Origin of the sequence: Lachnotalea glycerini (assembly GCF_003201285.1) — a bacterium.
Taxonomy (GTDB): domain Bacteria; phylum Bacillota; class Clostridia; order Lachnospirales; family Lachnospiraceae; genus Lachnotalea; species Lachnotalea glycerini.
Genome location: NZ_QICS01000003.1, coordinates 264,651 through 277,548 on the forward strand (window position 1 = coordinate 264,651; position 12,898 = coordinate 277,548).

Consider the following 12,898-nt stretch of genomic DNA (forward strand, 5'->3'; position numbering starts at 1 on the left):
TGGATTGGTAAATGATTTTTTGTTAGAATGGAATACAAAGAAAAAAGAACTTGCGGATGGCACCATTAGTGCCAATGATTATTTTGAATGGAAGATTACATGGCCACATGCCTAAGCTCTTCCGAAAGAATTTTATACAAAATCTGTGATTTTGCACAAAAAAGTGAGATTTTCTTATTCATAGAATAGATGTCCGCATAGTACCAAAATAGTACCAAACGACATAATCGAGTAGGAGGTAGGTAATTAATTTACCTACCGACCTCTCACACCACCGTGCGTACCGTTCGGTACACGGCGGTTCTCTAGTTTTCACATATTTTCAGATAGTAGTCAGCCATGGACATATACCCAAGGCTGGCTATTACTTTATTTGTAAGTACACTATTCAGCATTATTGCTGACCGCCACATTCCTTTGCGACAGTTTGCCAATTCATGTACTTTCCATTCAGGCATACCAAATTTCTTAATCATTCGGTATCTCGTCTTGATTTTCTTCCATTGCTTCCAATAGATAGCCCTTATTTTACGACGTAACCATTCATCTGTCCCCCTTAGCAGTTGTTTCATGTCTGCCATTGCAAAATAATTCACCCATCCTCTTATGAATTGCGTTAATTTCAATACTCTGTATTCATTGCTCCATCCGTTACTTCTCGATGTGAGTTCTTTTAACTTTGCTTTCATTTTCGCTATTGATTTAGGATGTACTCTCATTTTACATTTTCCCTTGTATCTGTAGAAACTGTAACCAAGATATTTCACTTTACTGACATGCGCCACTTTGGTTTTCTCTCGGTTCACTTTTAGAAAAAGTTTTCCTTCGATAAACGGCATGATATTTTCTAAGGTTCTTACTGCACTCTTTTTGCTTTTGCAGAAAATCATGCAATCGTCCGCATAGCGCACAAATCTGTGCCCTCTGCGTTCTAATTCCTTATCCAACTCATTTAGCATGATATTGCTAAGTAGTGGACTTAGTGGTCCGCGCCTTGTGGCATTCCGACATCTGTCTTTTCAAACATCCCATTACTGATTACTCCCGCATTGAGATATTTGTGAATGAGCGATATTACTCTGCCATCCTTGATGGTACGGGATAACACTTCAATAAGTTTGCTTTGACACACTGTATCAAAGAATTTCTCTAAATCCATATCTATCACATATACATATCCATCATTCACATTCTGTTGACATTGTTTTAGTGCATCAAATGCACCTCGTTTCGGTCGAAAACCATAACTGTTCTCCGAGAACTGTTCTTCATATATCGGGGTAAGTACCTGTGTGATTGCCTGTTGTAACACACGGTCAACCACTGTTGGTACGCCCAGTTTTCGAATTTCTCCTTTTGCTTCTTTTGGTATTTCTACCCTACGGACTGGATTTGGTTTATATTTCCCATCTTTCAACTTTTGGACAAGTTGCTTTTGGTTTTCTTTGAGAAACGATAGAAGTTCATCCACGTTCATCCCATCAACACCGCCTGCCCCTTTGTTTGATTTCACTTTCTTATAAGCCTTGTTCAGGTTATCCGATTGTAAAATCTTCTCCAATAATGTGTCCATCTGAAAATCTGTGATGATGTCGTTGTTTTCAGCAATCCTCGATTGAACGGACACTTCTGCATACTCTTTCTGTTCCGCAGATACCATTTGCAGATAGTCCTCAATATGAAGTTGTCTGTCCTTAAATTCAGTCTTAGTTACTTTCATTTACTCACATCTCCTAAAGTTCAGTCCTTCCCAACTCATTGCAACTGCGTTGGTACTATGACCTCGGCTGACTTCTCATGATAAATCTTATTTCAACCATAACCGCAAATATTTTATTGCATTAGCTATGTCCATGAGACCTCCCCAGGTAAGGACGCAATCTTCCTCTCCATCTATCTGCCACATTTACTACAGTTAATTCCGAGTAGTTATTGGACTTCGACTTGTCTTGCAGTCTTATCCTTAACTGTAGCCTGATGTGATTTCTGTTCGTCAGACCAGAGATTTGCCTACACCTTCCTTCAGATTCCACCTCACGATGGACACCCTTGGTGTTCAGCTATGTCTTTCCCACTACTAGGGCAGACTAGGGACTTTAACCCTTAAGATTGCGCCCATGCTGGGCGCACAAGAGAGCCCACAAACCCTTATTTTATAAGGCTTTGCGGGCTCAAAATTTTTACTCAAACTCTTGATCTGATGTCAAATTTATATTTCCTTGGGTACACATTTGTGTATTTTTCTCTTTTCTAAATCATATTTTTCGTTCTATTATTTTTGACTTTGAAGACTTTTAGAGCCAAAATAGAGCCGATACATTTTCTCTAAATACACTGCATTTTTCTAATAAAACAGGCACTGAAAACTGTATTACAATAATTATTATACATGATTCATTTCAATTATTCAGTTACAGTGCTAAGCAGCTCAAAATATCCTGGTTCTTGTTCACCCTTAGTATTTGTAACAGTAAAACTGAATGTTACTGATTCACCAGGTAAAATATTATAATTACTTGGATTATTTATAATTGTGTACTGGTTATCATCGTGATTCAAAATATTTGCTCCCCATAAAGTGTCAATGTTTTCTTCAAATTCAAAATCCAACTTCCAATCTTCAATTATTACATCTGATGTATTTGTAATAATAATTGAAGCAATATAACCATTATCCCACTGGTTATCAATTCTGTAATTAATTTCATAATTAGCAGGAGTAATTGAATAATAATTAGTAAAATTAAATTCATTAGGAATATTAATTTCGTCTTCTTTAACTGCAATATACCCAAAAATTACTGTCTCTCCAGACTTAATATCCTGATTATAACCATTATTCTTTACTACGGTATAACCATCTGCCTGACTAGCTTTTCCATTCCAGATACTCTCAATGACATCATCCGTATTATATACAATTTCCCAATTATGTATTGTTTCTTTTGTTGTATTCGTAACAGCAATTTCTACCTGGTAATTATTTTCATATTCACTAGTAATAGAGTAACGTAAACTCATAGTATCATTATGATATGTATAAGTAGTATCACTATCTTTCTCTATGCTTCCTAAAATTAAATCATCAGCTTGCTGCAAAGAACTATATACATCAATTTCTCCAATACCATATAATGAATCCTTTCCTTTTTCACCTAGATCATTTGCACCAGCCTTAAGGATATTTTCAACATCACTAACCTTATAAAATTTATAGTTATCTTTACAATAAGATAAAATATCCGCTAATCCAGCAGAAACAATCGCTGTAGATAAACTTGTACCATATGAAAACGTATATCCTTGCGGGATACCAATCGTCGCTAAACCATTATCTATGTAAGTTGGGTAGAGAACATACATACAAGCGGTTATATCTAAATAGCCATTTTCATAGACTAAATCTCCGCCAGGTGCACAATAATCAACAGAATAACCATGATTACTATAACTTGCTAGTTTTTTATTACTAACTGCTGAAACAGTATAAACATCACTAACTCCTCCAGGTAAATGTAAAATGTTATTTACCTCATACTGAGAATCTAAGTCTAAGCTATAATTTCCTGCTGATGCAACCACAAGAACATTATTATTTCTAGCAAATCTAAGAGCCCTTTTATAAGCATTGATAATTAACTTTTCATTTTCTTTATTAGTATATTTATATGTACCTAAACTCATGTTAATAATATCATTACCATCATTAACAGCATCAATAAGTGCATTTATAGTCCATAAAGATTCACCTGAAGATGCATCCAGAACTTTATATGGGGTTATTGTGGCATCAGGTGCTAACTGAGCTATTATTCCTGTTATCATGGTTCCATGAGTATTGTAATCAAGTATACTGCTGTCACTATCAACATATGACTTAGCATTTTTCAAGTTTATCTTGCCTTTTAAATAAGGATGATTATAATCAACACCACTATCAATTATGGCAATTTTTGTATTATTACCTGATGATAGTTCTAAAGATTTTCCATCTCCGGTCACTTCATTTACATGCCAAGATAATCTTTTAAATATTTGTTCATTCGTCACACTAGATGCACTATCTAATTCTTCATTCTCAACACTAATACTGTCTGAAGATATACTACCTAAATCAATTGGATCTACTACAATCTCTGGTAAAAAGCCAGAAATTTCTATATATTTTTTTATATTTTCATTGTTAGCAATCTCACTACTAGTAATTGTATTTGGATATTCCACATGAATAAGATTAACTTCCTCATATTCAGTAATATTTATATCACTATCAAGTTTCTGTATTAAAGAGCTTACTTCTTGTATATCTATATTTTCGACTAACAATATGTCCATTTCATTTTTATTGTCTTCAGCTGCACAGACCTCAGTCATGTCAACAATATTGTTTAATAAAAATATTACCAAAATTGCAGTAATTATTTTTATTGGATGCAATTTCATTTTCATAAAAATCCCCTTTCCATCACACAAAAAAAGTCACAACTATAAATGAATCTGTTTTCTATTTTACTTTTCTATATTCATACTATTTTTAACTTTACAAATTTCTAAAACCAATCTATCTCGATTAGTAATAACTCCAATACTACTAATATTTATATGATAAGCTTAACCGCTCTCAACCAAAGAATCGATTCCATTTTTAAATATTTTATAAAGAAATATTATACAATCGAGCATAATAATCATTTTTTTTCATTAATTCATTATGTGAACCAGTTTCAACAATTTTACCATTATCCATTACAATTATTTTATCAAACTTCTCTATTGTTGAGAGTCGATGCGCAACCACAACCATAGTGGCTTTTATATTTAGCAAATATTCCATAACCGTCTTTTCAGATTCATTGTCAAGCGCACTTGTCGGCTCATCTAAAAATATAATACTTGGATTTGATATAATTGTTCTTGCAATCGCAACTTTCTGTCGCTGACCACCTGACAGATTCTGACCACTTTCCGATATATTAGTTTCTAACCCCAAAGGAAAACTATTTACAAGTTCTCCCAATTTTGTGACTTGAATATTTTTTAAAATATCTTCTTCAGTAAAATCCCTTCCCATTGTAATGTTTTCCCTAAAAGTTCCTTTAAATAAGCAACTTTCTTGTAATACAATGCCAATTTTTTCTCTCAATTTATGAATATTCAATTCTTTAACATTATAATCATCATAATAAACATTTCCTGATGTTGTCAGATATAAACATGACATTACTTTAAGCAGAGTAGATTTACCAGAACCACTAGCTCCAACAATAGCAACCTTTTCATATGGGTTTATTTTCAAGCATACATCTGAAACTGCCAATGGTGAAAATTCGCTATATTTATACGATACATTCTCTAATGTAATCTCACCTTTATAATTAGAAGGGTTTTTATCTCCCATAAGTGATGATTCGTTTGGTGTATCTAAAATATCTAATAGTCGTTCCAAGTATAATTTAATCATTAGTATTTGACTATAAGAATTCATAATCGATAAAATAGGTTTCAGGAAGGATACACCAATTGTACTAAATGCAATTACGCCACCTAGGGTTATTTCTTGTTGACAAACCAAAACATATCCACCAAAAATTATAAATAAAGAATAAAAAGTCTGAATGGTTTGTGTCATATTAGATAGAATAGATGAACACTTAGCTTTTTCTTTTTCTAAACCAACTTGTTTATCAAAATTATCTTCCCACTTGCAATACATATTTCTCTGAGAATTAGTAGACTTTATTGTAAAAATATTATTTACAATTTCATTAATCATATCCTGTGCTTTTGTTAGAACCACTATCTCATTCTGCTGAATTTTGCGATTAACCTTCGCGTTGATATATGAAAAAAAACATAAAATAAATGCTATAATAATTGTAAATATAGCCAATTTTACACTATAAAAAAACATTGCAAATAAATACAAAAAAAAGAAGATTATATCTATAATCAACTCTATCATCTGATCAATCAATATCTGGCGAATATATGAATTTGAATTTATTCTATATATAAGTTCCCCTTTACTTCTATTTACAAAATACGAATATGGCAAATCAAGCAATTGAATAATGGTTGTACTTAAAAAATTTTTGTCGAACGTAGTTTGCATTCTCGTTATAACTCTAGTTCTAATTAGGTTAAATGTGAAATAATTTAAAAAGAGCAAGATAATAATTATTAGCATTGATTTGAAAACTAAGACTTTTGAAAATTCTAATCTATCAATAATATATTGCATAGCATATGGTATAACCAAACTTAAACACTGCATTATTATTGATATAATCAATGTCAATAATAAGAGAATAATATTTTTTTTTGCAATCTTCAGAATAACAGGATGTACTTTAGATAATTGGATTTTTCTATGCCCATTATTTGTTACATACAATGCTATCCCAGAAAAATGTTCTTCAAATTCTTCACGCATTACTTTCTTCTTACCAATTGCTGGATCTATGATTAATATATGTTTTGAAGTAATTTTTTCAATTATAACGAAATGTTTTTGATCCCAAAAAGCGATAAAAGGAAGAGGTACAGCTTTCACTGACTTAGCATCAATTTTGACTGCTTTTGAAGTAACACCATTTTCACTCAAAACAGTTTGAAGCTGTAATAAATTATACCCACCATTCGGAACCCCATATTGTTCTCTTAGACTTGATAATTTCGTCTTCTTGGTAAAGTAATCTATAATCATTGAAACACATGCTAACCCACATTCAGAATGCTCACATTGTTGCTGAAAATGAACTTTCAATTATTGAATCACCTCCCTATCGACTGTAGATATTCCTCAAAAGAATTATACTCTAACATACCACTGTCTCTCCAAAAATTGTATTCGCATGGCTCTACACCTACTGTACTCTTTGTATCTGACTGCAACATTACCATATACTTCGAGCTAGGAAATAGCTTCTCAATGTCTTTATTTGATTGTGGTGGTAAATTAACATATTTACTTATACGCTTTGCAATTTCCTGCGATACTTCAGATAGCCATTTTGAATTGTTTATCTGATTTGGAAAATAAGACGCATTTGCTGTCGCAATTACATTACCACCCATATAACTAATAATGCTACTAAGTGGTTTAATTACAGATGTAAAAGCATTACAACTGCATGTACTTAATACCACAACTGGCTTGCCTTGCAATCTGAATGTATGAGCCCACCAAGCCAATTTATCTAATATTAATTTTAAATCCCCAGTGAAATAGTGAAGATACACAGGCGACGCAATTATTAAAATATCAGATTCTAATATTTTTTGTTGTAGCAATTCTATGTCGTCTTTATTAACACATTTGCAATTGGTAAAACATTTGCTACATCCAACACAAGGCTTTATGTCATAATCCTGTGGAAATACATACTCAACTTGAAATTCTTCATTACTTAATTGTTTAGTTATGTTTTTTACAAATGTAATTGTATTTCCCTTTTTTTGTCTACTACCAATTAAAGCGAACACCTTTTTCATTTAATTAACCTCATCTGTTTTTAATATAAACTTAGATAGACAATTGTCTATCTAAGTTTGTTTGCAATCATTCCTTACCTAGTTTTCTATCTACAAACGCGAACAACAAAATCAAGTCATGTGAGATAAAATATTGGTATGTAATTAAAATTACTTCTCATCATTACCACTAATCACTTTTTGATAGAAGATGTTGATTCTATAAAACATTTCAAATGCGATCTGAAAACTTTGTGCTAAACTATAGATTAGTCCTTCAACTTAGCATTTTAATGCTGAATGCACTGCTCCTGAAACCAAACTAGCAACTCCAGCCGATGCTATTGCACACCGAGCAGATGACGCTTGAGTAGCTGCTACGGATAAAGCAACACAAGCAGGTGAAGTAGTAAACTCAGCTCCAACATCACCAGATCCCTGTACCATTGTCATCTCTGCAATACTCATATCTTCAAAAGTATCGCCTACAATTTCTTTCATATTAATATCTGACATAATTCTTTCTCCTTTACAAATAATTTTTTAACATTTCCCCTTAATAGTTTTTACTACCTGTACTCCTGAAGCATATGAGCCTGCAGCTGCTGTTGCAGCAAGTGTAACTGAAATAAATAATTCGATCGTTGTTTCCGCATTAACATCACCAGATCCCTGTATCATTGTCATTTCTGCAATACTCATATCTTCAAAAGTATCACCAACAATTTCTTTCATGTTTATATTTGCCATGAGCCTTTCTCCTTCCAAATAATATATTTAAAACTAAATCAGAACTGTACACATTCTTATTTAGTTTCAAGCAAAAGTAAATTATTAATTGAACCAGATGCATATAAATACATCCAGCCAATCCCAAAATAGCCATCAAATATTCCCTTTGCAGAAACATCAGCAACTTTTGGTACTTTATATCCATCAAACAACGAACTAATATTGACATTAGAAATCCATAATTGCATCAAAGACAGCCACTTATTTTCTTGGGTGTAATCATATATCATTTTTAAGGTAATGATGATGCTTCCATTACCATGGCAAAGAGTATCATTATTAATCAGATTTGTTAATCCACCTTCAAATCTTAATATCAACTCGTTCAATTGATTAATGTCGATGCAATCAGAATTAATTTTCAAGATTGCAAGTCTTGCTTGTATCATTCCTGGCAATCCCCAGCACCACTTATAACCATCCTTTTCCAATATTTCTATTTGTACCTCTTTGCTCAACATATCTTTAACTTTAATGGGTTCGATTAACCCTGCTGAAATCAGTCCATACATTAATCCACAAATACCATGTGCAATACCTGATTTTGCTATAGAAACTTCATTCTTATCTTCTAATCGCTCTTTTAAAACTACACCGAAATTTTTTATGGTATTTTGGGTAACATATTTATCTCCAAAAGTTTCATTCAAGAGTGCTAACAATCTAATAGTACCTGAAATACCAGAAACATAATCAGATTGCTTCAAATTTCTAATATCTTCAACCTTCAAACCTTTTAATTTTTTTGCTGTAAAATCTAAATATTCAGTATCACAAATTTGTCCCAAATATTTATACTCCAAAATCAACGGATACATAGGGGATAGCCAACCAGTAAAGGCACTCTCAAATATTGTGTTTTTCGTCTGCTCAATAGCTGTTTTAATAATTTTTTTATAATTAACTAGATAAGCATTTTCTTTTGTTCTTATATACATTTCCAAAAAGAATATTGCTATTCCACTTAATCCACCATATAGAGCCTCATCAAGTGGTACTAATTTCCATTCCTTTTTATCATTACAGTCAATATTAATAAAGGAACAGCCATCCTCTCTCTCGTATGCCTCCTTCATTAATTCATCCGAAATCTTTTTTGCCTGTTTCAAACAATCTACTTTTCTAATATTGTAATTTATATCTCGTTTCATTACCTTTTGGTTCATATATGGATTGAAAATGCCTAAAGCTAATAATAATATACATTGTTGCCTTATAATCTCTTTTTCTGACAACTCATTGATTTTGTTAACAGCCAACTCATAACCCGATTTATTATGAAAATCAGTATATATTTCCCCATGACTATCAACTAAATCTTTAGAATCTACATATGTAAAGAAAATAGGAATATCATTATATAACATATCCCTTACCTCACTTTTTACGATCCTTTTATCTTGATATGGATAAGCCCATACATTCATCAACAGTCTCTCGCGATATTTCATTTCGCTATTGTAATTAGGATGATTCGCAAATCTAATCATAGATGCATATTTTTCTGTTGATTTTGTCAGGCAACGAATCTTTTTCCCTTTAAATGAATCAAGTGTCCTAATACACTCTGATTTATTTTTCATAATGAAATGAATAAAATCATTAAACCCATCATAAATTAACATATTATATTTTGATACATCTACTTCTTCAATTTCATTAAATTTAGGAATATTATTACCTCCAACAAACATACTCTTCACATTTTCATAATGAAAATCGTCTGTATTAATCATTTTAGGCATAAGAATTTTTTGATTTGTCTCAGTTTCTCTCCCATTAAGTGCACTTAGGTCAACCGTACCATCTATTCCTATATGTACCTGTTTTGGAAGCAATAAAGAATTAGCAACTGATGTAACCTCCAGGTAATTAATCAATTCAAAATATATTGACTCATCTTTTAATTCTGCAACACTTTGAAATAAGGTTTCCATATCAATAATTACTGGATATTCTCCACATGCAACTACATTCTCTAAATGTAAATCATTTATATTTAACAAATAACATATTGCTATCAAATACCCATATCTTATATAAAATTTTTCAACCTGTTCTTCATTTATACAGTATTCTGCTTCAATAAATTCATTATAACAATACTTATCTTTATATATTCCCTTAGGGATTTTAAGCTCTAATAAATCCGAAGAAGAAGCGTACCAAATTATAAATTTTTCAAATGCTGTACAAACTCTTAAATCTTTTGGTTTATAGACCAATTTTTTTTCTTCAAAATTCAAGATTGAGACTGAATTACCTTGCTCATGTGAATCTCCGGTAGATAATTTTATATCAGTCAATTCCAATGATTCCTTATTTAGAAATTTCTTTATATCTTCATAATCTTTATCTAAATGCTCTAGAATGTCTGTATAATTTTTTATGAGATACTTAGTTCTAACAGTAGCTACTCGTGCTGCAACTGGATACTCCTCATAAAATATATAAAAAGATTGCTTTGAACAAAAAGCTCTCTTTAAAAATTCGATAAAGCGTTCCTCTTGATTATCACTTTCAAATGTATGAGAATTTTTATATATGGCTAGTTTTAATGCCACCAGCTTACCAACGATGTTAAACATTTCAATTGCATGAGCGGCTATAAATGAATCAATAACATTTTTGCTGATTTTTAGATTTTTAGTTCTTTCTACTATTTTATCTATTTCTATACTAAAGTATTTACTAAAAGGAAAACTCGCTAGATTAACACCTAAACTATAATCTATGTTACTATAATCAAATTGCTCCATTATTTTCGAAAAATCATTGTACCAACCATCCTCATTTATAGCTATATCATCTGATGGTTGAAGAGAATAGGCAAATTCATCTTTGGTTATATCATTTACTTTTAGCATCTCGTCAAAGTATTTATCCGATAATAAAGTGCGCACATCTCTCCATTCATTAAAAAAACTATAATCAACTTTTTTATCTTCCGAATAGTTTCTAAAATTTTCTTGTATTGTTCTTGCTTTTTTAATAATAGAGTTCATTTTCAAACCCTCCTCCATACTAATCATTGAAATTTTATTTTTATCTATTAGCAAAATATTCTATTAAATTTTTAAAGAAATTTTATTCTTTTTAAGTATCTATATCTGATTATTATTTTATTACTAAAATAAGCATTTTAAGTGGAAAGCCACCCAAAATATAGATTTTTTATAATATTCTTTTAATCCTTATATTTGAATTCAATTATTTTCAGACTGCATTTTTACTTTTAATAGAGTTTAGTTGTTAAGGCATGTATTAAATATAACTTATACATGCACCAAACTACTAATTATACTTATTACCCTAAAATTTTAAAAACCAGCTCCAATCAATTACCGCTAACATATTTATACCCCTTTCAATTTATTTTAAAATATTACTGTATTAACTAAAATAATACAACCAAATTTCCATGAATAGCATCTTTTTTTCACAAACGACACAGTTCGTCCTTTTTATACATTATTTTTGTATAATGCAAATAAGGACAGAACCAGTATAAATTGGCTCTGCCCTATCAATATTTTTATAATATCCTAATTTCTATATTTATGTTTACATAAATATAGAAACAGTATCATTTTATTTTTTCACAGTACATTTTTTTAAATTATAACTTCTGCTATAAACCAAGTTTTTTTATATTGGTACACAATTATTCCGTCATACTTTTTTACAGTATTTTCTACGTTTCTACTCCCTATCCCATGGTTTTTTTTATCTTCTTTGGCTGTTATTAGATGGTTTTCCTTTAAAATGATATTTCCTGTAATCGTATTCTTTACAGAAATAAAGATTTGCTCATTATATGCATTAGTTAATATTTTAATATTGCGAATTGAACTTTCATTAATCTTCTCACATGCCTCTATAGCATTCGTTACAAGATTTGATAGAATGGTGCAAAGATCAAATTCACTTATTCGTGTTTTTATGGGTAAACTCCCATCTATTTCTATTTTTATATGCTGTTCCTTTGCTTGTACGAACAGTTGTCTAAGCACTGCATCCACGTTCTTATTTCCAGTATAGCTTTCTACCGAAAACACTCCCGACTCTTCCACAATACATTTTAAATAATCTTCCAGCTCATTGTAATCACCATTTTGACACTGCGCTTTTATTACCATTATATGGGTATTCAAATCATGATGAAAACGACGCATCTTCTCGTCTTGCTTTAAAAGATTCTCATAATATTCCTTCTGTAATTTTATATATTCTTCATTCTTTTTGTTAAGTTCCTTTAACTGTATTTCACGATTCACTATAATTCCCTGCCATATTGTTACAATAACTAACACAATACATGCTATAGAAACAAACAAACCACTCAAATTTATATACTGATCAGAACTGTATTTCTGGGTTAATCCCTGTATCGGCGCTAACATAAAGAAAAGACATACGACTACAATATAAAATAGCACATATTGTTTCCAATCTAGGCTTACTTGAAAATTTTCCTTCTTTCTCAATTTTCTATATCCTGCAACTATTACGAGTACTATACTTTGTATGCTTTGGCACAGAATTGTATACCAATTCCCCTTCGCAATAATATGTTCTGGTATATTAAGAATTGTCGCTAGCAAAAACGAAAAACTTACACCTATAACCGAGG

At 31.2% G+C, this 12,898-nt stretch carries 9 protein-coding genes; all 9 read right to left on the reverse strand.

All coding sequences use genetic code 11. From position 1 onward, the window contains the following. Positions 1-305 precede the first annotated feature (305 nt). Positions 306-959: a group II intron maturase-specific domain-containing protein gene (locus tag C8E03_RS22695; RefSeq protein WP_330410740.1), complete on the reverse strand. Its 654-nt coding sequence runs from the start codon at positions 957-959 to the stop codon at positions 306-308. A gap of 20 nt (positions 960-979) precedes the next feature. Then, complete coding sequence (locus C8E03_RS22700; RefSeq protein WP_330410741.1) at positions 980-1,720, reverse strand: reverse transcriptase domain-containing protein; 741 nt, start codon at positions 1,718-1,720, stop codon at positions 980-982. Positions 1,721-2,403: 683 nt separating this feature from the next. Then, a complete protein-coding gene (locus C8E03_RS08680) occupies positions 2,404-4,449 on the reverse strand; it encodes a S8 family serine peptidase (RefSeq protein WP_110290821.1) in 2,046 nt (681 codons plus the stop codon). 205 nt (positions 4,450-4,654) lie between these two features. Next, positions 4,655-6,766 (reverse strand): peptidase domain-containing ABC transporter, encoded by a 2,112-nt coding sequence (locus C8E03_RS08685; protein ID WP_110290822.1) that lies wholly within the window; start codon positions 6,764-6,766, stop codon positions 4,655-4,657. Between the two features lie 8 nt (positions 6,767-6,774). Then, the gene (locus C8E03_RS08690; protein ID WP_110290823.1) at positions 6,775-7,494 is read right to left on the reverse strand and encodes a flavodoxin family protein; all 720 of its coding nucleotides are present in this window, start codon (positions 7,492-7,494) and stop codon (positions 6,775-6,777) included. A 261-nt stretch (positions 7,495-7,755) separates the two neighbouring features. Continuing rightward, the gene (locus C8E03_RS08695) at positions 7,756-7,989 is read right to left on the reverse strand and encodes a lichenicidin A2 family type 2 lantibiotic (protein ID WP_110290824.1); all 234 of its coding nucleotides are present in this window, start codon (positions 7,987-7,989) and stop codon (positions 7,756-7,758) included. 27 nt (positions 7,990-8,016) lie between these two features. Next, positions 8,017-8,223, reverse strand: coding sequence for a lichenicidin A2 family type 2 lantibiotic (locus tag C8E03_RS08700; RefSeq protein ID WP_110290825.1), 207 nt, complete (start codon positions 8,221-8,223; stop codon positions 8,017-8,019). A 56-nt stretch (positions 8,224-8,279) separates the two neighbouring features. Continuing rightward, positions 8,280-11,270: a type 2 lanthipeptide synthetase LanM gene (gene lanM, locus C8E03_RS08705; RefSeq protein WP_170122950.1), complete on the reverse strand. Its 2,991-nt coding sequence runs from the start codon at positions 11,268-11,270 to the stop codon at positions 8,280-8,282. 609 nt (positions 11,271-11,879) lie between these two features. Continuing rightward, the gene (locus C8E03_RS08710) at positions 11,880-12,752 is read right to left on the reverse strand and encodes a sensor histidine kinase (RefSeq protein ID WP_170122951.1); all 873 of its coding nucleotides are present in this window, start codon (positions 12,750-12,752) and stop codon (positions 11,880-11,882) included. Positions 12,753-12,898 lie beyond the last annotated feature (146 nt).